General features: G+C 60.3%; 22 protein-coding genes. 18 read left to right on the forward strand and 4 right to left on the reverse strand.

From position 1 onward, the window contains the following. Positions 1–53 precede the first annotated feature (53 nt). The 4 genes from EDE05_RS14330 to EDE05_RS14345 are packed head-to-tail and all read left to right on the forward strand — an operon-like array spanning position 54 to position 5,267. The gene (locus tag EDE05_RS14330) at positions 54–1,061 is read left to right on the forward strand and encodes an ABC transporter permease (protein ID WP_105372406.1); all 1,008 of its coding nucleotides are present in this window, start codon (positions 54–56) and stop codon (positions 1,059–1,061) included. Between the two features lies 1 nt (position 1,062). After that, positions 1,063–2,196 (forward strand): ABC transporter permease, encoded by a 1,134-nt coding sequence (locus EDE05_RS14335; RefSeq protein ID WP_134101716.1) that lies wholly within the window; start codon positions 1,063–1,065, stop codon positions 2,194–2,196. 10 nt (positions 2,197–2,206) lie between these two features. Further along, positions 2,207–3,874 carry an ABC transporter ATP-binding protein gene (locus EDE05_RS14340; protein ID WP_134101720.1) on the forward strand — a complete coding sequence of 556 codons (1,668 nt, stop codon included), beginning with the start codon at positions 2,207–2,209 and terminating at the stop codon, positions 3,872–3,874. Positions 3,875–3,896: 22 nt separating this feature from the next. Continuing rightward, entirely contained in the window at positions 3,897–5,267 is a 1,371-nt protein-coding gene (locus tag EDE05_RS14345) for an alpha-glucosidase/alpha-galactosidase (RefSeq protein ID WP_134101723.1), read from the forward strand. A 122-nt stretch (positions 5,268–5,389) separates the two neighbouring features. Here the strand turns inward: EDE05_RS14345 and EDE05_RS14350 are convergent, their stop codons facing one another. From EDE05_RS14350 to EDE05_RS14365, 4 genes are read right to left on the reverse strand one after another with little or no spacing between them, the layout of a single operon-like run. Further along, a complete protein-coding gene (locus tag EDE05_RS14350; RefSeq protein WP_132411694.1) occupies positions 5,390–6,163 on the reverse strand; it encodes an ABC transporter permease in 774 nt (257 codons plus the stop codon). Continuing rightward, positions 6,147–6,977 carry an ABC transporter ATP-binding protein gene (locus EDE05_RS14355; RefSeq protein WP_134101727.1) on the reverse strand — a complete coding sequence of 277 codons (831 nt, stop codon included), beginning with the start codon at positions 6,975–6,977 and terminating at the stop codon, positions 6,147–6,149. The genes EDE05_RS14350 and EDE05_RS14355 overlap by 17 nt, the downstream gene beginning before the upstream one ends. 12 nt (positions 6,978–6,989) lie before the next feature. Continuing rightward, complete coding sequence (locus tag EDE05_RS14360) at positions 6,990–7,991, reverse strand: ABC transporter substrate-binding protein (RefSeq protein WP_134101731.1); 1,002 nt, start codon at positions 7,989–7,991, stop codon at positions 6,990–6,992. A gap of 45 nt (positions 7,992–8,036) precedes the next feature. After that, positions 8,037–9,119: a 4-oxalomesaconate tautomerase gene (locus EDE05_RS14365; protein WP_134101734.1), complete on the reverse strand. Its 1,083-nt coding sequence runs from the start codon at positions 9,117–9,119 to the stop codon at positions 8,037–8,039. Between the two features lie 114 nt (positions 9,120–9,233). On the opposite strand from EDE05_RS14365, the gene EDE05_RS14370 reads away from it, so the two are divergent. From EDE05_RS14370 to EDE05_RS14430, 14 genes are all read left to right on the forward strand, one after another. Next, positions 9,234–10,133 carry a LysR family transcriptional regulator gene (locus EDE05_RS14370; protein WP_112799970.1) on the forward strand — a complete coding sequence of 300 codons (900 nt, stop codon included), beginning with the start codon at positions 9,234–9,236 and terminating at the stop codon, positions 10,131–10,133. 440 nt (positions 10,134–10,573) lie between these two features. After that, positions 10,574–12,358, forward strand: coding sequence for an IucA/IucC family protein (locus tag EDE05_RS14375; protein WP_134101737.1), 1,785 nt, complete (start codon positions 10,574–10,576; stop codon positions 12,356–12,358). Continuing rightward, positions 12,342–14,078, forward strand: coding sequence for an IucA/IucC family protein (locus EDE05_RS26835; RefSeq protein WP_166675463.1), 1,737 nt, complete (start codon positions 12,342–12,344; stop codon positions 14,076–14,078). The genes EDE05_RS14375 and EDE05_RS26835 overlap by 17 nt, the downstream gene beginning before the upstream one ends. After that, entirely contained in the window at positions 14,075–15,355 is a 1,281-nt protein-coding gene (locus EDE05_RS26840; protein ID WP_166675464.1) for an AMP-binding protein, read from the forward strand. The genes EDE05_RS26835 and EDE05_RS26840 overlap by 4 nt, the downstream gene beginning before the upstream one ends. Continuing rightward, on the forward strand, positions 15,352–16,653 hold the full coding sequence (locus tag EDE05_RS14385) for a DUF6005 family protein (RefSeq protein ID WP_134101740.1): 1,302 nt from the start codon (positions 15,352–15,354) through the stop codon (positions 16,651–16,653). The genes EDE05_RS26840 and EDE05_RS14385 overlap by 4 nt, the downstream gene beginning before the upstream one ends. Then, positions 16,650–17,519, forward strand: a complete 870-nt coding sequence (locus tag EDE05_RS14390) for a sugar phosphate isomerase/epimerase family protein (protein WP_134101743.1) — start codon at positions 16,650–16,652, stop codon at positions 17,517–17,519. Before EDE05_RS14385 ends, EDE05_RS14390 begins: the two co-directional genes overlap by 4 nt. A gap of 184 nt (positions 17,520–17,703) precedes the next feature. Continuing rightward, positions 17,704–18,219, forward strand: coding sequence for a sigma-70 family RNA polymerase sigma factor (locus EDE05_RS14395; RefSeq protein WP_134101746.1), 516 nt, complete (start codon positions 17,704–17,706; stop codon positions 18,217–18,219). Positions 18,220–18,316: 97 nt separating this feature from the next. After that, complete coding sequence (locus EDE05_RS14400; protein WP_134101749.1) at positions 18,317–19,288, forward strand: FecR family protein; 972 nt, start codon at positions 18,317–18,319, stop codon at positions 19,286–19,288. Positions 19,289–19,474: 186 nt separating this feature from the next. After that, the gene (locus tag EDE05_RS14405; protein ID WP_245519912.1) at positions 19,475–21,745 is read left to right on the forward strand and encodes a TonB-dependent receptor; all 2,271 of its coding nucleotides are present in this window, start codon (positions 19,475–19,477) and stop codon (positions 21,743–21,745) included. A gap of 104 nt (positions 21,746–21,849) precedes the next feature. Continuing rightward, the gene (locus EDE05_RS14410; RefSeq protein WP_134101755.1) at positions 21,850–22,146 is read left to right on the forward strand and encodes a DUF2218 domain-containing protein; all 297 of its coding nucleotides are present in this window, start codon (positions 21,850–21,852) and stop codon (positions 22,144–22,146) included. A gap of 32 nt (positions 22,147–22,178) precedes the next feature. Further along, on the forward strand, positions 22,179–23,078 hold the full coding sequence (locus EDE05_RS14415) for a siderophore ABC transporter substrate-binding protein (RefSeq protein WP_134101758.1): 900 nt from the start codon (positions 22,179–22,181) through the stop codon (positions 23,076–23,078). Beyond that, positions 23,075–24,052, forward strand: a complete 978-nt coding sequence (locus EDE05_RS14420) for an iron chelate uptake ABC transporter family permease subunit (RefSeq protein ID WP_134101761.1) — start codon at positions 23,075–23,077, stop codon at positions 24,050–24,052. The genes EDE05_RS14415 and EDE05_RS14420 overlap by 4 nt, the downstream gene beginning before the upstream one ends. Next, a complete protein-coding gene (locus EDE05_RS14425) occupies positions 24,045–24,986 on the forward strand; it encodes an iron chelate uptake ABC transporter family permease subunit (protein WP_134101764.1) in 942 nt (313 codons plus the stop codon). Before EDE05_RS14420 ends, EDE05_RS14425 begins: the two co-directional genes overlap by 8 nt. Further along, entirely contained in the window at positions 24,983–25,741 is a 759-nt protein-coding gene (locus tag EDE05_RS14430) for an ATP-binding cassette domain-containing protein (RefSeq protein WP_134101767.1), read from the forward strand. Before EDE05_RS14425 ends, EDE05_RS14430 begins: the two co-directional genes overlap by 4 nt. Positions 25,742–25,827: the final 86 nt, after the last annotated feature.

Here is a 25,827-nt window from a genome sequence, read left to right on the forward strand (position 1 = left end):
GAAAGATCCCGACAACAGGCCGGCTGCGGCCATCAGGAGAAGCGAACCGTCCGATGCTACGATTCCTGCTCGTGCGTATAGGCTCGGCGATCCCCGTCCTCGTCATCCTGAGCGTGGTGACCTTCGCGATCATCCAGGCGCCACCCGGTGACTATGCCGACTATATCCGTTCGCAGCTCATCAATCAGAGCGGCGCCTCCTTTGCCCAGGCGGAGGCCCAGGCTCAGGCATACCGTGCCGAGCACGGACTCGATAAGCCCTTAATTATGCAATACCTTAACTGGATCAAGGGCATCGTCACCGAGGGCGATTTCGGTCACAGCATGTATTACAATAGGCCCGTCGCGGATGTTGTCGGAGAACGTCTGCCACGCACGCTGGCGCTGGCGCTTGTCTGCCACCTCCTCGCCTCGCTGCTCGGTATCGGCTTTGGAATCTGGGCAGCAACCCGGCAGTATAGCTGGATCGACAATCTGCTTTCGGGCATTTCCTTCCTCGGCATGACGGTGCCCCGCTTCCTGATGGCGCTGATCATCGTTTACCTGCTCGTCTTCCAGTTCGAAGTCTCGGAGATCGGCAGCTTCTTTTCACCCCAGTATGGCGGAGCGCCGTGGTCCTGGGCGAAATTCGTCGATCTCGTCAGCCATGTTTGGCCAGTCGTGGCGATAGCCACCTTCGGCGGGCTTGCCTATAATATGCGGGTCATGCGAGGCAATCTGCTCGACACGCTGAATGCTCAATACGTGGAAACGGCGCGCGCGAAGGGCTTGTCCGGCGGTGCGGTCATCATGAAGCATGCCGTCCCGAACGCACTGCATCCGCTCGTCATGTATCAGGGGGTTGCCCTCCCCTACATGCTCACCGGCGAGATCGAGACGGCCATCATCTTTGCCCTGCCGACTGTCGGTCCCGCCATAGTCGGCTCGATGGCGATCGGAGATGTCTATGTCACGGCAACCTTTATGATGGTGCTGTCGGCGACGCTCATCGTCGGCAATATTATCGCCGACCTGCTGCTCGTCATGCTGGACCCGCGTGTCCGCCAGTTCGCGGGGGCCTGATATGCTCGCTTTCGATACCGCACCGACATCGACGCAAGAGGAAACAGTGAAGCACGGGCCGGACGGCAACGAGAGCTACACGGCACTTGTCTGGCGCCGGCTGAGGCGCTCCTGGACAGGCTTGATGGGTCTCGTCCTCGTCGCCCTGCTGATCGTGATGGCCGTCTTTGCGGATTTCTTTGCGCCGATGGACCCCAAGGCCACCCATGTGGGCTTTGCGCCGCCACAGATGATCAGTTTCCATGACAAGGACGGTAACCTCGCCTTTCCGCCGCGGGTCTACGCGCTGGCTGAATCGGACGAGCTGGACCCGGTCACCTTCCAACCCGTCCTCGGACCGGACTACGACAATCCGCGCCTGCTCGGCTTCTTCGTAAAGGGTGCCGAATACAGGCTCTTCGGCCTCATACCTCTCGACCGGCATTTCTTCGGCACGGTCGACGGGCAACCGGTGCACTTCCTCGGTACCGACAAGTTCGGCCGCGACGTGTTATCGCGGGCGATCGTCGGCTCGCGCATTTCCTTGATGATCGCGCTCGTCGTCGTTGGCATCGTGACCGTTATCGGCACCACGGTAGGCCTGGTATCCGGCTATTTCGGTGGGACTTTCGACGTCTGGGTGCAGCGGTTTGTCGAGCTGGTACTCGCCTTCCCGCAACTGCCCCTCTATCTGGCCCTGACTTCGCTCATCCCGATCACCGCCCCAACCAATGTCTTTCTGGGCTTCGTGATCATGGTGATGTCGGCACTGGGCTGGGCGCAAATGTCGCGCGAGGTGCGCGGCAAGACCATGGCGCTGGCGCGCGTGGACTATGTGCGGGCGGCGATCGCCGTCGGCGCAACCGACCGGCGGATCATCTTCCAGCACATCCTGCCGAACGTGATGAGCCACGTGATCGTCGCGGTCACGCTGCACATTCCGAGCGTGGTCCTGCTGGAATCCTTCCTCGGTTTCCTCGGCTTTGCGGTGAAGCCGCCGCTGATTTCCTGGGGCCTGATGCTGCAGGATACGGCAAACTATTCCGTCATCGGAACCTATCCGTGGATCCTGGCGCCTGTTTTCTTCGTGCTGGTAACCGTCTTCGCATTCAACGCGCTGGGCGACGGACTGCGCGACGCAGTCGATCCTTATTGAGGTGATGACAATGGCTCTTTCGCTTGTGAATTCCCTCGCCCCGCCGCTCCGGCACGATCACGATCAACGCATCGACAGACCGATCATGGACGCCCGCAATATCGGGGTGAGCTTCAAGGTCGAGCACGGGAATGTCCAAGCGGTGAAGGACATCTCCTTCCAGCTCTATCGCGGAGAGACGATTGCCATCGTCGGCGAATCCGGCTCGGGAAAATCGGTGACGGCGCGCACTGTGATGGGACTGTTATCCAAACGGGCCGTTGTTTTGCCGACATCGAGCATCGACTACGACGGCTGCAACATATTGAAGCTTTCGGAACGAGCCCGCCGCAAACTGCGGGGCAACCGCATCTCCATGATCTTCCAGGAGCCGATGAGTTCGCTCAATCCCATCTATTCGATCGGGAGCCAGCTGGTCGAGGCGATCCGCGTCCACCAAAAGACGAACCGAAGGCAGGCCGAAGCGCGTGCGCTGGAGCTTTTGAAACAGGTCCAGATTCCCGATCCCGAGGCGCGGCTGAAACAATATCCGCATCAGCTTTCCGGCGGCCAACGCCAGCGCGTGATGATCGCCATGGCGCTTGCCAATGAACCGGACGTGCTGATTGCGGACGAACCGACGACCGCGCTCGACGTGACGGTGCAGGCGCAGATCCTCAATCTCATTCGCGCTCTTCAGGAAAAGTTGCGGATGGCGGTGATCCTCATCACCCATGACCTGACGGTGGTGCGCAAGTTCGCCGACTACATCTATGTGATGCAGCATGGCGAAATCCGCGAGCACAATACCAAGGAACATCTCTTCGCCAATCCGCAGCACCCCTACACGAAGCATCTGCTCGCATCCGAGCCCCGAGGCCGCGCCAATCCGCTTCCGGAAGGCTCTGACGTGGTTTTGAACGCGAAGGGCGTGCGGGTGTCCTTCATGCTGCGTCACGGCGGCTTTTTGAAGCCCGACCTGCGTGAGCTGGTGGCCGTCGACAGCCTGAACCTGGCGCTGTGCCGGCACGAAACGCTCGGCCTCGTCGGAGAATCCGGTTCAGGCAAGACCACTTTCGGACAGGCACTGGTGCGGCTCAACACGCCGCAAGCAGGCGAGATCACCTTCGACGGGCAGCCGATCCACCAGCTCTCGCGGGCCGGAATGCGCCCGTTGCGCTCGCGCATGCAGATCGTCTTTCAGGACCCCTTTGCCTCGCTCAATCCGCGCATGACGATTGGCCAGATCATCGAGGAGGGCCTGGTCGTCAACGGGCTTGGCGTCACCAAGGCCGAGCGCCTCGATCGCGTGCGGGCCGCGCTTTCGGCCGCCGGCATGCCGGGCAATATCCTCTCGCGCTTCCCGCACGAATTTTCAGGCGGCCAGCGCCAGCGTGTCGCGATTGCCCGCGCCATCGCACTGGAGCCCGAATTCATCCTGCTCGACGAGCCGACCTCGGCGCTCGATCTCTCCGTTCAGGCGCAGATTATCGAGCTGCTGCGCAAGCTGCAGGACGAGCGCGGCTTGAGCTATCTCTTCATCTCACATGATCTGAAGGTCGTGCGCGCCCTCTGCCACCGGGTGATCGTCATGCAGCACGGCAAGATCGTGGAAGAAGGTCCCGTCGACGAGGTTCTCACCCATCCCAAGACCGCATACACCGAACGGCTGGTCAAAGCCGCTTTCGATGTCGCCTAACTGCCGAATGCCGGAGGTTTACATGGCAGCTCATCCCAAGATCGCCTTCATCGGAGCCGGATCGACCGTCTTCATGAAAAATATCGTCGGTGACGTTCTTCAGCGTCCCGCGCTGTCGGGCGCAACCATCGCGCTGATGGACATCAACCCGCAACGGCTGGAGGAAAGCGCCGTCGTCGTCAACAAATTGATCTCGACGCTTGGCGTCCAGGCAAAGGCAGAGACCTATTCCGATCAGAAAAAGGCGCTGGCGAACGCGGATTTCGTGGTTGTCGCCTTCCAGATCGGCGGCTATGAGCCCTGCACCGTCACGGATTTCGAGGTGCCGAAGAAATACGGCCTGCGGCAGACGATCGCCGATACGCTCGGGGTCGGCGGCATCATGCGCGGGCTTCGCACCGTGCCTCATCTGTGGAAGATCTGCGAGGACATGCGCGCTGTCTGCCCGAATGCGATCATGCTGCAATATGTGAACCCGATGGCGATCAATACCTGGGCGATCGCGGAGAAATATCCCGACATAAAACAGGTCGGCCTCTGCCACTCGGTTCAGGGAACCGCGATGGAACTGGCGCATGACCTCGATATTCCCTACGAGGAGATCCGCTACCGTTCGGCCGGCATCAACCACATGGCCTTTTTCCTGACCTTCGAGCACCGCCAGAAGGACGGCTCCTACAGGAACCTCTACCCGGACCTTCATCGTGCCTATCGCGAAGGCCGAGCGCCAAAGCCCGGCTGGAACCCGCGCTGCCCGAACAAGGTGCGCTATGAGATGCTGAAGCGGCTTGGCTATTTCGTCACCGAAAGTTCGGAACATTTCGCCGAATACACGCCCTATTTCATCAAAGAGGGCCGCGAGGACCTGATCGAAAAGTTCGGAATCCCTCTTGATGAATACCCGAAGCGCTGCATCGAACAGATCGAGCGCTGGAAGGGACAAGCGGAAGCCTATCGCAGCGCCGACAAGATCGAGGTGGAGGCATCGAAGGAATATGCGTCCTCCATCATCAATTCGGTCTGGACGGGCGAACCGTCGGTGATCTACGGCAATCTGCGGAACAACGGCTGCATCACCTCGCTGCCGGAAAATTGCGCGGCAGAGGTACCCTGCCTTGTCGACGCTTCCGGTATCCAGCCGACTTTCATCGGCGATCTGCCGCCGCAGCTCACCGCGCTGATGCGAACCAACATCAACGTGCAGGAACTGACGGTGCAGGCGCTGATGACCGAAAATCGGGAACACATCTATCACGCCGCGATGATGGATCCTCACACGGCAGCCGAACTTGATCTCGACCAGATCTGGTCCCTCGTCGACGACCTGCTGGATGCTCATGACACCTGGCTACCGGATTGGGCGCGCTCCACCCGGAAGGCTCGGGTTGCCTGAGCCGGAAACCACGCCACGTCGAGGCCGGAAAGTCGATACCTCCAGTAAGCGCGCAGAACACATGCACTCTCCCTTGTAACAGGGAGAGTGCATGTGAAGTGGTTCGATGGTTTTCGCTATCGTCACGCAGGCCGTTCGGAAGCGCTTGGCCGCCATTTGATGAGATGCTTTTCGGCGATGTCCAGCATGCTGTCGATAATCAGGACAAAGATCGCGAGGATCAGGATGCCTGCGAAGACACCGACCGCATCGAAATTGCCTTCCGCCTGAGCGATCAGATAGCCAAGCCCGGCGGAGGAGCCGAGATATTCCCCGATGATCGCTCCGACGACGGCAAAGCCGACCGAAGTGCGCAGCGAAGACAGGATCCAGCTTGCCGCCGCGGGGAAATAGACGTGACGAAGCAGATCCGATCGCTTGGCTCCCAGAATGCGGGCGTTCGACAGCACCACCGGGTTCACTTCACGGACGCCCTGCATAGCGTTGAAGAAGGTGACGAAAAACACCAGCGTCACGGCGAGCGCCACCTTGGACCAGAGACCGAGGCCGAGCCAGAGGACGAAGATCGGCGCAAGCACGACGCGCGGGATCGCGTTCAAGCCCTTGATGAAAGGGTCCAGAATGCGCGCGGCTGAACGGCTGAGGCCGAGCCAGACGCCTGCCGCCACGCCAAGTGCCGTTCCGACCAGGTAACCGAGCACGGTTTCCGTCAGCGTTATTGCCACATGGCTATAGAAGCTGGCGTCCATTATCCAGGATACCACCTGATTGAAGATGTCGACCGGAGCCGGGAAGAAGAAGACATCGATGACCCCGATGGTGACACCGAGTTGCCAGCCGCCAAGAATTGTTATCAGCAGCGCGACCTGAATGAGACGTTCAGTCATGGCGTTCATAGCTTTTCTCCACTTCGCCGCGCAGCGACGACCAGATGTTGCGGTAAAGATCCATGAAGCGCGGATCGAGCTTGATTTCAGCGACATCGCGCGGACGTTCGAGATCGACGGGGAAGCTGTCGATCACGCGCGAGCGTGGCCCGGCGGCAAGCACCACGACCCGATCTCCGAGCGCGATTGCCTCCTCAAGGTCGTGCGTGATCATCACCACGGCGCGGCGCTCTTCCTGCCAGAGACGCAGGAGTTCGTTCTGCATCAGGTGCCGGGTATGGATATCGAGCGCCGAGAAAGGCTCGTCCATCAGGATGACCTTGGGGCCGGTGATCAGCGCCTGCGCCATCTGTACGCGCTTGCGCTGCCCGCCTGACAACTGATGCGGATAGCGGTGCTCGAAGCCCTTCAGTCCGACTTTCGCCAACCATTTCATCGACTGCTCGCGTCGCTCCGCCGTGCCCACACCTTTGAACATCGGACCGAGTTCGACGTTCTCCAGCGCGGTCTTCCAGGGAAGCAGGGCATCCTGCTGGAACAGATAGCCGATATCGTTCTGAACCCCGCGCACCGGCTGACTGTCGATCGCAACGGTACCACTGGAGGGTTTCAGCAGCCCCGCGATTGCGTTGAGGATCGTGCTTTTGCCACAGCCGGTCGGTCCCACGATGGCGAGAAACTCGCCATCGGCAACGCTCAGGTTCACATCCTGCACGGCCACATAGGAGCCGAAGGACATGGTGACCGCGTCGATTGAGACCATCGGCTTTGCCTGATGCGGACTTTCCGTCGGGGGCGTGGGTTTTAGTACGGCCAATGCCATCTTCTCCTCCTGTCAGTTGGCGGCGACGTTGCCGACCTTGCCGACGAACTCGTTCGTGTAGGTTTTCGTAAGGTCGATTTCAGCCGCGGCGACTTTTTCGTTGAAGCTCTTCAGGACGGCGAGCGGAGTCTTGATGTCTTCCTCGTCCATGCGCCCGTCCTTCGAAAAGATCGCCTTCGCATTCTCGACCGCCTTGATGTAGGTGTCACGATCGCCGGAGATGAACTCCTTCGGCAGCTTATCGACGATCTCTTCGGCAGAGTGGCTATTCATCCACTCGAGCGCCTTGACCGTCGCATTCGTGACCTTCTGGACGGTTTCCGGATTGTCTTCGATATAGCTCTGTGTGGCATAGAGGACCGAAGTCGGATAAATCCCGCCATAGATCGCCTTGGCACCTTCGTCGCTGCGCCCGTCGATCAGGATCTTGCCGACGCCCTTGGCTTCGATGAAGGTCGCGGCCGGATCGTAATTGACGAGCAGGTCGACCTTGCCTTGTTCGAGCGCCGCCACCGCTGCGGAGCCAGAGCCGACGCCGATCAGCGACACGTCGTTTGCGGACAAATTGTTGCGCTGCAGGTAATAACGAACGAAGAAGTCGGAAGACGAACCCGGCGAAGTGATGCCGATTTTCGCTCCCTTGATCGTTTCCGGTTTTGCCGGGTCGAACTTGCTGTCCTTGCCGCCCGCCAGCACGAGCCCGGAGTTGCGAGCGAGTTGCACGAAAGCGACAACTGCCTTGTTCTGGGACTGCATCTGGATGGTATGGTCGTAAAAGCCGACTGCGATATCCGTCGAGCCGGCCACAAGCGCCTGAAGCGTCTTCGAGCCGCCCGATGCGAAGTTCTCGACTGTCACCTCCAGGCCTTCCTTTTCGTAAAGGCCGAGCCCCTGGGCGACCGGAAAAGGCAGATTGTTGAGGTTGTAAGAGCCGACACTGATGCGGACGGGGTCCGCAAAGGCGGACCCGGCAAAAGCGACGGTTGCCGCGAGGGCGAGCATGAATTTGCGCATGATATTCTCCTCCTGATGGTGGCGCCCTCCTGGCGGCCACGGTTATTATGCCGCACAACCCAGTTGCGTGACAGGTTTTGCGAAGACTTGTCCGTCGAACAGCCGCCTGGCTGTTCGAAGAATCCCGGCAACGACTTTGCCGTCTCGTTCATAAAGCTTGACGTCCAGGTGGCCGCTCGGGTGTTCGATCGAGAGCACCAGCGGCGGCTTCTGCGTGCCGACGAGGAGCGAGGCAATGGTGCCCTCTTTGATGCACGCGGTCGCGATCCCCACCGCCCCTGTGGTCGCCAGCGACGGGTGACATTGATGCGGCATGAAATAGCGCACGTTGATTTTTCCTCCGGAGTTCGGCCTCGATATGAGGACCGGCTTCGGCGTCACCTGACTGCGCACGTCGCCAAGGCCCATCCGTTCGCCGGCTGCGATGCGCAGTCTCTCCAGCCGTGCCAGCAATTCCCTGTCAGCATTGAGTTCAACCGCTGTCTCGAAGCCGGTCGCGCCGACGGAGACTGCTTCGATCAACATCATCGGCATTGCGCAGTCGATGCAGGTGACAGCCACACCATCGATCAAGTCCACTGGCTTGCCGGTGGGAAAGAGCTGTCCGGTGCGAGCCCCGGCCGCGTCCATGAAAGTCAATGCGATCGGCGCTGCACGGCCGGGCACGCCGTCGATCGCAGCATCACCGAGATAGGAGACGCTGCCGTTTGGAGTAGGAACCTCGGCGTCGATCAGCTTGCCGGTGTTGACGTTATGGATCCGGACGAGTGTCGTTTCTCCACGAACGGGGACAAGTCCGGCTTCGATTGCGAACGGGCCGACCGCAGCCAGCATATTGCCGCAATTCGGCGAGGTGTCGACGATCTGTTGATCGACACGCACCTGCGCAAAGAGATAGTCGACATCGGCGCTTGGAATACTCGATGGCCCGACGATCGCCACCTTGCTCGTGACGGGGTTACCGCCGCCAATGCCATCGATCTGCAGCGGGTGACCCGAACCCATCACGGAGAGCAGGATTCGGTCGCGTTCACGAGTATCGGCCGGAAGATCGCGGGCCAGGAAGAATGGCCCCTTTGAGGTGCCGCCTCTCATTAGTACGCAAGGGATCGCGAGCAGATCGTTCATCGCTTGTGCTTCCATTGGAATTATGTCATCGCCGTATCAATCGACGCTCTTTGATCCAATTATCGGAAGAGGCGTTTATTTGTGAAATGCGAAGAATCGGAGGATTGATGCAGGATGAGCATTAATTGCGAGATACTTGATCTTCGAGCCTTCCTGAGCGTCGTGGAATTGGAGAGCTTTCATCGCGCGGCCGACGCTCTGCATCTGTCACAGCCGGCGTTGAGCCGCCGCATTCAAAAACTGGAGCAGGTTATCGGAGCACCTCTCCTGGAACGGACGACCAGGCATGTGTCCGCCACAGCTCTCGGTACGGAGCTCGTGCCGCTCGTCCGGCGCATGCTGGAGGAGTTCGACGGTTCTCTGTTTGCGGTCCGTGACGTCGGACCCAATCGAGGCGGGCTGGTGACGATCGCATGCCTTCCCACGGCGGCATTCTACTTCCTGCCGACCGTCATCCGACAGTTCAACGAAGAGTATCCGAACATTCGCTTTCGTATCCTCGATCTGCCGGCGACCGACGGTCTTCAAGCCGTGGCACGCGGGGAGGTGGAGTTCGGCATTAACCTCATGGGCACGTCGGATCCCGATCTGACCTTCGAGCGGCTTGTCGAAGACCCTTTCGTGCTGGCAGCGCGCAGGGATCATCCCCTCGCGGCCAAGCCTACGGTCGGGTGGGCGGACCTGGAACCCTATCATCTGATCACGGTTCATCGATCGAGCGGCAACAGAACGCTGCTCGACGCGGCACTGGCAAAATCAAACATCAAGCTTCGCTGGTTCTACGAGGTGACCCATCTGTCCACCTCCCTCGGATTGGTGGAGGCGGGCCTCGGGATTTCGGTGCTGCCACAAATGGCAACCCCGCGAGAAGACCATCCGTTTCTGATCACCCGGCCCATCCGCAATCCCGAGATATCCCGTACGATCGGCGTGGTTCGCCGTCGCGGCGGCACCTTGTCGCCGGCGGCAGAGCGATTTCTCAAGATGCTGATGGGTGTTTGGGGCACTGTTTAAAAAGCGCGAGGAACGCGACAGCCGCAAACCAGAAGTCTCTTGCGACCATAGCCTCTTTTTCCGCAAGCCGCGAAAAAAGCAAAGCGGATGAAAAAAACCGGTTCGCCGATCGTCTTTGGGTCTGGAACGCATGCCGCGCATGCGCCGGAACCGGGATGATCGAGAACGAGGTCGCGCCATGAAATCTCATCTTCATGCACTGCAGGGCAGGCCAATTCTGCCGCGCTCCTTCTCCGGCCCGGCCCCATCCGCACGAAATCAGCAGCAGTTCGAAGTCTCCATTCTTCGACCGGAAGCCAACAGCGCCAAAACCCGGCAACCGGATCACTGTCGGCACGAGCCCGACTGAAGGACGGCAGGTCGCGGGCTGTCAGTTGGGCAAAGCCAAAACGGAGCGCCGTTGGCGTAATCGCTCTCTCGCGCAACGGGAATGGAGAAGCATGCAATCGTCAAGGCAAGCGGCGGAAACGGCGACATTCCAGAGTTTCGCGAACTGCTATCTTCGCGAAGTGAGCCCCGGCACGCCGGTCGTGCATCGCACGGCCACCGGGACGGTCGACGGCGTGGAATGGTCGCTGCCGCGTCAGCACATGCTATTGCGCGCGGAGATCGTGTCGGCGTCGATCTGCGGGCCTCAATATTTCGGCAGGCTTTGGTCGCGGGCGGTTTCCGAAACCTCCTGGCGTCAGATCGAACCTCTGCCAGCTCTCACGGCTCTCATTCACGAAGCCTACCGCCGGATCGACGGGGGCGAGCGCGATGAGCTGCGTAGGTTCGAAGTGGAGCTTTTGGCGCGGGTTTTGGACAGCTATCAGCAGATGCACAACTATATCGAGAGAGCAGAACGGGGATATCGAGAAGAGGATCATTTCATAAACGCCGAACAGTCGCTCGTGTTCGGCCACTGGCAGCACCCGACGCCAAAGAGCCGGCAGGGCATGACCTATTGGCAGCAGGAGAGTTATGCGCCGGAACTGCGCGGGGACTTTCGGCTCCACTATTTCGCCGCCAAGGCAGATCTTGTGCGCCAGGCTTCCGCAGGTGTTCTGCAGGCCGACGCAATAGTGCGAGGCCTGCTCGGGCCGTCGAGCGACAGCCTTCATATTAGTGCTGATGAATGCCTCATCCCCATGCATCCGCTTCAGGCCGAAGCGCTGCTCCTCCAACCCGAAATCCAGGCGCTGGAACAGAGCGGCAAGCTGAGGTCCCTAGGTCCTCTGGGACTCCGGTTCACGGCGACTTCCTCGGTACGGACCGTCTACAGCGACGGCGCCGACTGGATGGCGAAATTCTCGCTTCCCGTGCGGATTACCAATTCCGTCCGCATCAACCGCCGCCAGGAGCTCGATGCCGGTGTCGCCATGGCGCGGCTCATGCAGCGCATCCGCCTTGCAGAACGGGTCACCGACTTCCGCGTCATCCACGATTCCGCCTATATCACGCTCGACCTGCCGGATCGCGAGGAAAGTGGCTTTGAGGTCATCCTTCGCGAAAACCCCTTCCGGGGCAAGAAGGGACTGGGCGTCGTCACCGTAGCCGCGCTGACCGCCGATCCCCTCCCCGGGAGGCTTTCGCGACTGGAGCGGATCATCCGCGAACTGGCGGTCCGGGGCGCCAGCGGGGTCTCCAACATTGCGCTCGCATGGTTCAATCGCTACCTCGCCTGCGCCGTCGAGCCGCTGATCCGGCTCTATGATGATCACGGTGTGGCGCTCGAAGCCCACCAGCAGAACAGCCTTCTGGATATTTCGTCAGGCTACCCTTCGGTCAGCTATTATCGCGACAATCAGGGCTTCTATCTATCCGAGCGTCATCGCGGCCAGCTTGCAGGCCTTGTCCCGGAAACGGAGACGATCGCCTCTCTCTATTTCGCCGATGGCGAAATCCGCGACCGCTTCGCCTATTACCTGATCGTCAACCAGGTGTTTTCCGTCATTAGCCGCATGGGGCATGACGGTCTCTGCGACGAGGGCACGCTTCTTTGCGTGCTGCGCGCGCATCTCGAAGAGTACGCACGAACCATGCGCGGTGTCGGCGGGGAGTTTGCAAGGCATGTCCTCGATCTTCCGACCATCACCTCCAAGGCCAATCTGACGACCAGGATGCTCGACGTGGACGAACTGCAATCCAGCGGCGGCACCTCTCTCTATCGCCCCATCCCGAACCCGCTGAGGGTTCCAGCCGCGCTCGCCGCATCGAGGGTTGACCATGCCATTGCCTCTTGAAGAACCGGGCCAGGCCCGCGACCGGGTCATCCGCCAGCTCGTCGCTGCGCTGCTCTTTGAAGGCCTTCTCGAAGCGCGCACCAGCATCAGCAATGGTGAAATGCAATTCGACTGGTCGCTTGGTGGGAAGAGGTTCCGCTGCCGCGGCGAGATCGGGGCGTTCGGACGTCTTCGCATCGCGCCGGGTTCCGTTAAGATGTTGGGCTCCGGCAATCACTGGGAACCCGCCTCGCTTTCCGCAATCGTTCCGGATCTGCCAGGAACAGGCGTCACGCGCGGCAGACTGTTCAGGGAACTGGAACAGACGGTCATCTTTTCCGATTGGAACCATGACCATATTCCTCCGAAGGATCGGCGCGGAATGTCCTTTGCGGCGCTGGAAGGCGCGTTGGACGAAGGACATCCCTACCACCCGTGCTTCCGTGCGCGGCTGGGGTTTTCGCTCGCGGACCACGCGGCCTACAGTCCGGAAGCGGGGCAACCTTTTCAACTTGTCTGGCTGCTGATTGCCCGAAAACATCTCTGCGTTGCGCTTCCGGAACGTGAAGAGGACTTCTGGCGCCGGGAGCTCGGTGAGGAGACATGGGCGGATGTCGAGGCAAAACGGCGGGCGTTACCTTTCCCCGCCGAAGATTTCGGCATCGTGCCGCTGCATCCATGGCAATGGAAGGATCTCGGTGAAGCCATAGCTGCGGGTTGGATCGCCGCTGGCGAGGCCCATTATCTCGGTGCAATCGGCGATCGGTATACGGCAACCCAATCGGTTCGCTCACTCATCAATCTCGATCGACCGGGGGCGGCGAGCATCAAGCTGCCGCTTAACATCGTCAACACCTCCTCGCGCCGCACGCTCGAACCGCATTCGGTCTGCACGGCGCCGGTGCTGTCAAGTTGGGTCGCCGAGATCGTCACCGGTGACCCGGCGTTTCAGGAACGATACCCGCTTACCATCCTGCAGGAATATGCCGGCCTCATTGCGCATGCTAATGGCCCCCTCGCCGGCCAGATCGGCGCAATCTGGCGGCAGAATGCTGAAGCGACCTTGCAGCCTGGTGAAGCCGTCATCCCCTTCAACGCCTTGATGATGATCGAAGGCGACGGCAGGCCGTTCGCTGACGAGTGGATCACGCGTTTCGGCCTGATGCCCTGGATGAACCGGCTCCAGGAGGTCGCCATCCTGCCCGTATGGCATCTGCTCGTCCGGCATGGCATAGCAGTGGAGGCGCATGGCCAGAACATGCTGCTGGTGCATCGCGACGGTTGGCCGGTGCGGCTCATCCTGCGCGACTTTCATGAAAGCGTCGAATTTTCCTCAAGCTTCCTGCGGGAGCCGGACAAGGCGCCGGACTTCCCCTCATTGAACCCGGCCTATCGGGACGCCGAACCGGACCAATATTACTGGACGGACAATCTTGATTCGCTGCGAGAACTCGTCATGGATACGCTTTTCGTGTTCAACCTCAGCGAAATCTCGCATCTCCTCGACGTCTGCTACGGCCTGGCGGAGTTTCGCTTCTGGGAAAGGGTCGAAAAGCTGCTGGCAGCTTACGCGGAGGATTGGCCGGTCCAGAACCGCCTGGCTGAACTCAGACATGACCGCCCGTTCATCCGAACCGAATCCCTGATTACCCGAAAGCTTCTGGCGCAAAAGCCGGAATATCACCACGAAATTCCGAATGCCCTGGCCGCGGGAATAACCGAACGAAGGAGAAAGCCATGATCCAGATCGATGGACGGCTCTACGACCGTGCCTATTTCGAGGAAGCAGGAGATCGGATCGGCAGGCAGGTCGGCCTTAATGGGGGAAAAGCCGGTCGCTATGCCGTCTGCTTCGGCAACACGGCCGAATGGCTCTCCTTTTTCTTCGCCATCCGCAAGGCGGAAGCCAGTGTGCTGCCGATCCATCCCGGCACGCCTTATCCGGCCGCGCGCAAGCTCGCGATGACCGCAAATTGCGATCGGCTTTTTTACAACAGCCTAACGGCGGAAGTGCTGGAGGCGCAGGAAGAAGCGCCAGGACCTGGCCGGCTGCTGCATATGAGCTCCGGTACGACAGGGGCTGCGAAATGCATCGCCAGAAGCTGGAACGACATCGACCGGGAGGTTGAAAGCTATGTTTCAACCTTCCGCGAGCCGGAAGGCATGACGCCGGTGATCGCCTGCCCGACGACCCATTCCTATGGCCTGATCTGCGGTATCCTTGTTGCCCTCAAACGCGGGCAGGTTCCCGTCGTGGTGGAGACGGGAAACCCGAAACATCTCCTCAAGGTGTTGCGTGAAATCGATCGGCCGCTGCTCTATTCGTCGCCGGCGATCCTTCATACGCTCTCCCGGCTGCTGCCGGAGGGGGAAAGACTTTATGCCGCCATGACATCCGGTACGCTGCTGCCCGACCCATGGTTCACGCAGATCCGCGCGAGGAGCGAGCATCTCTTCCAGCAATACGGCTGCTCGGAATCCGGATGCATCGCGATCAACCCGGACATGCACGCCGCCGCAGACATGGGCTTCGTCCTGCCGCACCTTGAAATCTCCACGGGGACAAGCGCCGAAGACGCCGGAGAGATCGTTGTTCAAAGCGACGGCGGCGCGGCGATCCACACCCGCGACCTCGGTTATCGGCGCAAAAACGGCATGCTGGTTTTCATGTCGCGCATGGACGACATGATCAACGTGTCTGGCCTTAACGTTTATCCCGGTGACGTGGAGGACGCGGTGATGGCGATGCCTGATGTCACGGACGCCGTTGCCTTCCGCAAGACCGACCGTTTCGCCGGCGAGCGGGTCGCCCTCCTCTACAGCGCCAGCCGGCCCGTTTCGTCGCGGGACATCCGCGAATGGTGCAGCCGCCATCTCGCAAGCCACCAGTTGCCCATGGAGATGGTTCAGGTCGGCGAGATTCCCCGCCAAGCCAACGGCAAGATCAGTCGCCGCGACGTCGCGACCCGCCATGCTGCCGGCGAGTTCACCGGACCTGAAAGAGGAGTTGCCTCATGACGCGTGACGAAATTCTGGAGGCCTTCCGCACGGTGCTGTCCGAGCACATGGCTCATCCGCATATGCAGGGCTTTGCCCCGGAAGCCCGCCTCAACGAGGATCTCTATCTGGATTCCGTGCTGATCCTGCAGATCTTCCTCAATCTCGAGCTGGAATACGGGCTTGCCATGCCGGAAGAGGCAATCGCCCGACAGGAACTCGCCACGGTGGCCGATCTTGTCGCGCTCTATACGCCGAAAACCGCCATTCCGTCATTTCCGATGACCGGTGGATCAACGGATGAAGGCGTCCATGGCGAGGCCTATTATGACATCAAGGTTCATTGCTTCGTCAGTTGTGTCTGCGACGGGCTGAAGCGCAACGGCCTCGATCACAGGCCGTTTTACTTTGGCGTCTGGGACGCAAAGTTCACGGTCAGCGATGGCTTCGAGCTTCTCTACCATTCGCCGGAAATCACCCAGGATTTCTTCCGCGACTGGTTCACCCAACTTTACCGGGTTCCGATCCGTGAATGGTACGATCCGGGGGTATCCAAGCTCGAAAATCTCGCGACCCTCATCGAACTCGTCGAAACCCGTCCTGACACCGGCTCGGTCATGGTGATGCTCGACATGTTCCATCTTCCGGAACGCGAGAACAAGTTCAACCAGAACCCCTTCCCTCACTACCTGATGCTGCAGAAGACCGCGGATCCGGAAAAATGGTTCGTGCACGATCCTGACTATCGTTGGGAAGGCGAGATCGAGAGGGAGAAGGTGATCCACGCGATCATGCAGCCGACCGTAGGCGGCGGATACGTTTTCGACAACGCGCTCGCCCGGCAGCCGGAGCCAGAGGATCTGAAGGCTTATTTCGAGGCTTGTTTTGTCGCCCACCGCAACCCGCTCGCCGATGCGGTTCGCGCCATCGTCACCGCGCATCTTGCAGGCCGCGATGGACTGAGGCTCGCGGAACTGGCCTCGGCGGTTCGGGAATTGCCGGTGATTACCATCCGGAAATATGCCTATGAGCACGGCTTCGCGTTTTTCTGGCGCGCCCTGAAACTTCCCGCCACCGAATTCGAAACCTGGTGCGAGGAGATCGAGGCGCTCGTCCAGGCTCTGAAGAGCCTGCACTATGCCTGCATGAAGCTTGCTCAGACGGAGGACCGAGCCCAGTCCGATGCTGTCTTCGAGCGGATTGCCGAGGCTGACCGGCTGGAACGCAAGCTGAAAGATCGTCTGGGGGAGGTCTTTGCAATGTGGTGCGATCAGCAGGAAGCAGAAACTGCCCCGGGCCTGAAGAGGGCAATGGCATGAAACTGTCCATCTGCAGCATCAGCTTTCGCCATCACCTGATGTCGATCGGTGAAATGGCCGCCTGGGCGCGATCAGCCGGCTTCCAGGGCATCGAACTTTGGGGCGTGCATGCCCGCAATCTTGCCGCTCATCCCGAGCGGAATGGCGCCTGGCTTGAGGACTACGGCCTGTCGGTGCCGATGATCAGCGACTACCTGCCGCTCGATGCGGATGCGCGCTCGGTGCGGCAAAAGACGAACGAACTTTGCCAATTGGCCCGAAATTGGGGAACTTCGAAGATAAGGACCTTTGCGGGCAGCACGGCAAGCAACTTGGCTTGCGCCGAAGAACGAAGCCTGATTGCGGACCGGCTGCGCGACGTTTGCGACGTCACGGCGAATTACGGGATTTATCTGCTTGTGGAAACCCACCCGAATACGCTCGCGGATACCGCTGCCTCGACGCTGCAACTGATCTACGAGGTGGACCATCCGTTCTTTGCCATCAACTTTGACGCGCTGCATGTCTGGGAGGGCGGAGACGATCCGGTTGCCATACGCCAGCGGATGGGGGCCGCCATACGCCACTACCATCTGAAAAACGTCCGTCATCGCAAGGATCTGCGCGTTTTCGAGCCTGCCAACGTCTACGCGCCAGGCGGCGATCGCCGCGGGATGACGTCGCTGTTCGAAGGCGCTCTCGACTATTCTCGCTTTCTCTCCGATCTTATAGGGGATCCAGGTGCCGAAGCCTCGTTGGAATGGTTCGGAGACGACTGCCTGGAAATGCTGTGCGACGACTTGACGAAGGTACGGCAACTGGCAAGCAGGCAACCCAAGAGCGCCTCGAACCACCATCGTCTTGAGCCAAGCCTTCTGAATCTCTGATCCCGTCGTGCTACCCAGAAGCGCACCGCTTTGGCGATCTCAGGACGTTACATAATATGACTATTGTTATCATGTTTTTGATGCTAGATGGGACCGCGAGCGCGATACGGCGTGCTCGCGGCGCAGGCTCAGATACATCCGAAGCTGCGTCCGGTCTTCTAAGGGGCACCTGACAAGCCGATCAATGACGCTGAAAATTGACGATCGACATAGTCTTTATCTAACCCACCGCTCCGCGCTGGTCGACTATGCAGCACGCATTCTCGGCTCACGCGAGGCAGCAGAGGATATTGTCCAGGAGGCTTACCTGCGATTGGCGCCCGGTAAGATGACGGGCGAATCTGCGCGGCAGACGATTGCCTATCTCTATCGTATCGTTCGCAATCTTTCCTTCGACGTCTTGAAACGCCGTAAGATCGAATATCGGGGGCAAGCCAACGAGGCGCCGTTCTGGACAGTGCCGCAGCCTGTCCAAACACCGGAACAGACGGTCATGTTCTGCGACGAAGTTCGCATTGCGTCCGAGGTGCTCAACTCGCTGCCGAGTGAGATTCGCACTGCGGTGGAGATGTATCGCTTCGGCGGCCATACGCTTGATGGTATAGCACAACATCTCGGCATCTCGGTGGCGACCGCACACCGGCATGTGCGCACAGCCATGATGAGGATCGCCACGGCGCTCGACAGAAAAACTATCTGAAACCCACATTGCGCGAAAAATCCGGACCGATCGATCGTTCCTACGAAAGGAAAGAAATTTCGGGTACAAACAGCGAGATATCCGAAGCAGGTACGACTTGACGCGGCACGACGAGACAGACGAGAGCATTCTAGAAGAAGCCATGGACTGGTTCCTGCGCCTGCGCAAGCCGTCTCGTTCACCCGCTGACCAGCGCGATTTCGATGCCTGGTTCGACCGGTCTCCGGCGCATCGCAATGCCTGGATGAAAGCGTGCAAGACCTGGTCGCTGATGGGCGCGACCAAGCCTGCCGACGAAAGGCGCTCGCAGCCGACGAGCCGAACGACAGTGCCTCTCCCCCGCCGGCGAAGTGCTCGGGGGACCAGAGCGGCGCTCGCACTGGCGGCCTGTCTTGTGCTGGCTTTCGCCGGCCCCCCGCTTCTCCTTCACTACCGGGCGGATTTCACGACAGGCACAGCCGAGCTGCGCAAGATAACGCTGGAGGACGGCACGGTGGTCCAACTCGGCCCGAGGAGTGCGATCGATACGGCCTTCACCAAAGGTACACGTAGCGTGACGTTGCTCGCGGGCGAGGCCTTTTTCGACGTCAAGCACGATCCGGCGCGGCCTTTCACAGTCGATGCCACAGGCGTCAAGGTCGCGGTGCTGGGCACGGCATTCGACGTCAACATGAAACCGGGAGATACGACCGTCGAGCTCATGCGAGGCGTGGTCGGTCTCACGGTCAAAGGAGCCGCACATCCGTTCGAGCTGTCGCCCGGCGATTCCGTCACGGTCGGTCATCGAGAAGGCCGGATATCGCGCAGCCGGATTGCACCCGAGGACATGGCGGCCTGGCGAAACGGCCGCCTGTTCGTTAACGACGTGAGCATCGCGTCGGTGGTCGAGGAATTGCAGCGGTACCATTCCGCGTGGATCAGCATTCCAAGCGCAGAGCTCGCCGATCGCCGCGTGACAGGACTCTACGATCTCTCGGACCCGGACCGGGCGCTCGAAGCGCTCGTCCAGCCGTTCGGCGGCAAGATGCACCGTATTTCGCCCTACCTGCGCGTGCTTGCCCTCTTCTAGGCCGTTAAACTTTCATAAAAATTTTCGCAAGCGGTGAAAAAACCGCCGTCTGCAGTCGTCTCTACCCTGAAACGCTGGCCGGGGGGCTTAGCGAATAGTTTATAACAGGAGACGGGGCGGATGGGCTTTCCGGCAAGTAGGGTTTTGCGTGGAGCGGAGACCAGGGGCAGGAACAGGGCGTTCGCAGTGCGCTTGTTGGCAACGGTCGCCACCGCAGCGATTGCCGCAAGCTCGATCATCGTCAGCCCTGTCCTGGCACAGACAGCGACGCGCAGTTTCGATATCCCGGCCCAGCCGCTGGCCTCGGCTGTCAATGCTTTCGGCCGTCAATCAGGGCTGCAGGTTACGCTCGCCGCCTCGACCTCGCGCGGCATCAATGCCCAGGCGGTCAGCGGCAACCTCACTCCGGATCAAGCGCTGGCCCGCATGCTGGCCGGTACCGGGGTCAACTATCGGATTGCCAACGGGACTGCCGTGATCGGCGCTCAGGCGTCTTCTGGCGGCGACCTCCCGGTCGAAGGCGCAACCACGCTCCGGCCAATCGTTCTGCAAGGACAGACGGGTGCGGAAGGCGACGTGGGCGAAACGGTCATCGGTCCGGAGCAGCTGGAACGGATCAATCCGATCGACATTGCCGATGTTTTCCGTGAAGAGCCCGGCGTGCAGGTGGGCAGCTCGCTGCCCATGTCCCAGAAGGTCTATGTCCATGGTGTTGAGGAAACCAATCTCGCGGTCAGCATCGACGGCGCGCGCCAGAACAACAAGGTCTTCCACCACAATGCCACCAATCTGATCGACCCCTCGATCCTCAAGGCGGTCGACGTCGATGCCGGCATCGCGCCGGCCGATGCCGGCCCCGGCGCGCTTGCCGGCTCAATCAACTACGAGACCAAGGATGCGATCGACCTTTTGGCGCCTGACCAATCGCTCGGCGGCTTCGTCACCTCCACCTACAATTTCAACAGCGACACCGTCACGACGGGCCTTTCCGCCTATGGCAAACACGAAGGCTTTGAGTTCCTGGGCTATTTCACCTTCGGCAAGGGTGATGATTTCGTTGCCGGCAACGGGCATGAAGTGGGCGGCACGAAGACTGATATCCTGAGCGGCCTTGGCAAGATCGCCTATGAAACCGAGGACGGCCACCGCTTCGAATTGAGCCACGATCGGGTCGTTGACGACGCACCGCGTCCGTTCCGCCCCAACGCAGGCTTTGTCGATACCGGCCGTCCATGGGAGCCTCGTGTTCGCGACTTCAAGATGGATCGGCAAAATACGGTCCTGACCTATACCACGACCCAACCTGACGGCTGGTGGGATCCGACCTTTATGCTGTCCTACAGCAAGACCGAGGTGGACACGACGGCATATGCCTGCCCGCGCGGTTGCCCGCCTCCGTCCATTCCGGTCACTTATCCATCGATCGGCGAGACGTCGAGCTTCAACGGAAAGTTCCAGAACAAGTTTGCGTTCGATATCGGCAACGTTGTCGCCGGCATCGACTTCTACTCCGATCGCGCAGAACTCGATGCCGAAAGCACAGTTCTTCGCTTTTCCGACTCCGGACGCGAGAAGGCGACAAATGTGGGTATCTATGCGCAGGCGCGGCTTGAACCTTGGGATCGAACACGCCTTTCATTCGGTGCTCGCGCAGATCATCAATGGTTCACCGGTGTGACCGGCGCGGAGTTCGACAATGGCGGCCTCAGTGCCAACATTTCGGGTGAATACGATCTGACCGACTTCCTGACCGCCAAGGCAGGTTATTCTCACGTGTGGGCAGGTATTCCTTTGACGGAAAACTTCGTCATCAATCCCGCATGGGACTACGGCGCAGATGGTCCTGAACCGGTTACGGCCGACAATTTCATGATTGGCCTCGAGGCCCATAACGGAGGGTTCAGCGCGGAAGTCAGCCTCTTTCGAACGGAAATCGACAACGCCCGCGTGCCTCTCTATGCGTATTCCGGCGCGGTGCCGGCACCTTTCCCAGGTGCTCTTGCAGCCAATCGCGCGCGCGACATGGTTTCAGAAGGGGTCGAAATCGGAGCCGGGTACGAATGGGCAGATAGCGCCGTAAAAGTCAAATATGCCCATATCGATGTGAAGGTCGATGGAAAGGACGCAGATTCCGATCTAGGTAACTATCTCGCCACGCCGGTGGGCGACATTTTCACTCTTACGGCGCAGCACACCTTTAGAGACTGGAATCTTACGATCGGTGGCGACCTCGAATATGCTCCCCAGTACAAGACCTACGACGAATACAAAGTCGTAAACCTGTTTGCGGAATGGAAGCCGGAGCAATGGGAGAACTTCTCGTTCCGCGCTGAACTCAGAAACGTCTTCGATGAGAATTACTCGAACCGCGCCACTTATGGGCAGGAATTCGGCAATGTCACGCCGCTCTACGAGCCGGGACGCAGCTTCCTGCTGACTGCGAAGGCGACATTCTAAGCGGGTGACCCCGTTCACGTCGACGTGTAGCGGCGGCCTTTCCGGTTGCCGCCATATGCGCTTCGCGATAAGTGGAAGATAATACTCATATTAAGGAGCGACCGTTGGTACAGGCAATCGCAGAATGGCAGACAGAACACGGCGCGAAATATCTCGTCCAGCTCTGCAAACATTTCGCCCACAAAATCGAGACCACCTATTCCGAAACCCATGGCGAATGCCGCTTTTCCTGCGGAACCGCTGTCTTGGACGCCGATCCCGACAGGCTGAAGATCGTGGCGATCGCGGCGGACGACGAGCAGCTCTCGGAAACGGAATCGGTGATCGAGCGGCATCTGGTTCGCTTTGCATTCCGGGAAAACCTGGAAGCGTTGCAATGGCAGGTTCAGGATAACGGCTGAGACGCCAGGAACGACGGGTACATGGTGAGGCGATGAATCTCGGGATGATCGCGGCGGCGGCCGCTTTTGCTTTTTCTGCGCTGTCGGCGCATGCGGCCGATATCAACACTGCCAAAGGTCCTGTTACCATCGCGAGGACACCGGAAAGGATCGCGGTCTTCGATATCGCCGCCATCGACACGCTTGACCGGATCGGCATCAAGCCGGCCGGCGTGCCGGAAAATCTCTATCTTTCGCCGTTGAAGCCTCTCAAGCAGGATGCGGAAGTCGTCGGCGACCTCTTCGAGCCGGATCTCGAGGCTCTGAGCGTGCTTTCGCCCGACCTCATCATCGTCGGTGGACGATCCTCTACAAAAGCGGATGCTGCTGCCAGGGTGGCGCAGACCATCGACATGACGATGGATGGCGACGATCTGGTGGCCGAGGCCAAGGAGCGGCTGGCCGCCTATGGCGCGCTTTTCGGCAAGCAAGTGGAAGCCGAAAAGGCTGCAGGCGAGCTGGACGAACAGATCAAGGCCGCAAAGGCAGCCGTCGCCGGCAAGGGCAAGGGGCTCATCATCATGACCAATGGACCGAAGGTGACGGCCTATGGTCCCGGCTCGCGCTTCGGCTGGGTGCATGCCGCGCTCGACCTGCCGCCGGCCGTTACCGACGTGAAGGCGGCGAACCACGGGGAAGCGGTATCCTTCGAATTCATCGCCAAGGCCAATCCCGACTGGCTGCTGGTTCTGGATCGCGCCGCGGCGATAGGCTCAGGCGAACAGGCCGCAAAAGCGACGCTTGACAACGAACTGGTCGCACAGACGGCCGCATGGAAGAAGGGACAGGTCGTCTATCTGCCGGCCGCAGAATTCTACATCGCCGCCGGCGGGATCCAGTCGATGCAGCGCGTGCTGGCAGCCATCGCCGAGGCCTTTGCCGCCGTCAGATGAATACAGCCGCTCGCCAGAAGCCGTCACCTATCGGATTGGCCGCGGGTTTCGTACTTGCGGTTCTCGTCATGTTGAGCCTGTTCGTCGGCGTCATCGACATGCCCTTTCGGCGGGTGTTTTCCGACGCCGGGGCGCTAGAACTGCTGCTGATCAGCCGCCTGCCGCGAACGCTGGCGGCTCTGCTTGCCGGATCGGGTCTGGCGATCGGCGGCCTCATCATGCAGACGCTCGCCCGCAACAGTTACGTCGAGCCCTCGACAGCCGGTACCGCACAGAGCGCCGAACTTGGCGTGCTTCTCGTCACGCTGCTGTGGCCTTCGGCAAACCTTTTGATAAAAAGCATCGTCGCGACCACGACCGCACTTTTCGGTACGTCGGTCTTCCTGATGACGGCGCATCGGCTGCCGCCGACCCAACCCTTTCTGGTTCCCCTGTTCGGCACCGTTTATGGCGGCGTCATCGGGGCAGCGGTTACCTTCGTCGCCTGGCAGGCGGACCTGCTGCAGTATCTCTCAGTCTGGACCAACGGAGATTTCTCCGGGGTGCTGCGCGGGCGGTATGAACTATTGTGGGTCGGCGCGGCCATGCTGGTGGTTGCATGGATGATCGCCGACCGGCTGACGATCATGGCGATGGGCCGCGACGCCAGTATCGGGCTTGGCATCGATTATCCCCGCATGCTGCAACTCGGTCTCGTCATCGTCTCCGTCATCTCGGCCCTTAGCACCGTGATCGTCGGAATGATCCCCTTCGTCGGCCTCGTCGTACCAAATATCGTATCCCGGCTGATGGGCGACAACCTGCGTGGTACGCTGCCCGTCGTCGCCATGAGCGGCGCGATCCTGGTGCTTGGCTGCGACATCCTCGGCCGGCTGATCCGCTACCCCTATGAAATTCCGGTCGGTACGGTGATGGGCTGCGTCGGCGGCGTGGTTTTTCTCTGGCTTCTCTTTCGGCGGCCGGCCCATGCCTGACCGTCGGCTCCTTTGTCTCGGCGCGGCAGCGATTGTCTGCATCGCCGCCTATATGACAATCGGACTGCGCGGCAATATCGGCTTCGTGCTCTTACTGCGCGCAACGAAACTCGCGGCCCTGCTGCAAGTCAGCCTATCCATCGCCCTGTCGACGGTGATTTTCCAGACGGTGACCAACAACCGCATCCTGACGCCCTCGATCATGGGGCTCGACGCGCTCTATCTGTTCGGGCAAATGCTGCTCGTGTTTCTGCTGGGCGGTCTCGGCTACTCGGCGCTCGATCCCCAGCTGAAATTCGCCGGCGAAGTGATGCTGCTCATGGGCCTGGCGACCGCTCTCCTGCTGCCGATGCTGAGGCGCCGCACGGATATGGGGCTGATGCTGCTTGCGGGCGTCATCTTCGGCATCCTTTTCCGCAGCCTGCAATCACTCTTGGCCCGCCTTGTCGATCCCAATGACTTCGCCGTGGCACAGAGCGCGAGCTTCGCCAACTTCAACGATGTCCGCACCGACGTGCTGATCTTTGCAACAATTCTGACCGCCGTGGCCGCGGTGATCGCCTGGCGGGCGCGGCATCTCCTGGACATCGTGGCGCTCGGCGCCGACAGCGCGACCGGACTTGGGGTCGCCTGGGCGAGAACGGTCGCCGGCCTTCTACTGCTCGTCTCGTCGCTGGTAGCCGTATCAACCGCACTGGTCGGGCCGATCGCCTTCTTTGGTCTCCTGGTCGTCGCCATCGCGGAGCGGGTTGTCGATACCCGGCGCCATAGCATGCTGATGCCTGCAGCGGCCTTCACCGCCGTGATCATCCTCGTCGGCGGCCAGACATTCTTCCAGCATGGGCTCGACAACAGTTCCACGCTCGGTGTCGTCATCGAATTCGCCGGCGGCCTTGCCTTCCTCATTCTCCTCTTCCTCGGGAGCCGCAGATGATCCGGGTGGAAAAAGTCTCGCTGAAACACGGTTCGACGAGGATCCTGCACGATATCTCGCTCGAGATCCCGAAAGGCGGCATCACCGCGCTGATCGGTCCAAATGGGGCGGGCAAGTCCTCACTCCTCTCGCTGATCGCGCGGCTTCAACCGCTGCAGACAGGAAAGATCAGCATCGAGGGCTTTCCGGTCGACACGACACCGAACCGGGATCTCGCGAAGATCATCGCGATCCTGCGTCAGGACTCGATCGTGACAAGCCGGCTGCGTGTCCGCGAACTCGTCGGCTTCGGCCGTTTCCCGCACGGACGCGGCCGGTTGACGGAGGAGGACCAGAGGATCATCAATCAGTCGCTGCAGCAATTCGACCTGACCGATCTTGCGGGCCGGTTCATCGAGACGCTCTCCGGCGGGCAACGTCAACGGGCCCTCGTTGCCATGGCTTTCGCGCAAGGTACCGACTATCTGCTCCTCGACGAACCGCTTAACAATCTCGACATGTATTTTGCCCGTGAGCTGATGCGGTCGCTGCGCAAGATCGCCGATGGCAAGGGCAAAACCGTCGTCATCGTGCTGCACGATATCAACCAGGCGGGGGTCTATGCGGACCGCATCGTGGCGATGAAATCCGGCCGCATCATTGCCGATGGCCCGCCCTCAGGACTGCTCACCCCGGAAACGCTGCATACCATCTTTGGATTCGGGATGCGGGTGGAAACGATCGACGGCATTCCGATCGTGGTGCATCTTCGTTAAGCAGCCATTCCCGAAGCCTGACAATTCCACCGGCCTGGGACGCGTTCAAGATACTGATGCTAATCGGGAGTCGCTTTCAGATCTTC

It is taken from the genome of Neorhizobium sp. R1-B (assembly GCF_004368875.1).
Lineage (GTDB): Bacteria > Pseudomonadota > Alphaproteobacteria > Rhizobiales > Rhizobiaceae > Neorhizobium > Neorhizobium huautlense.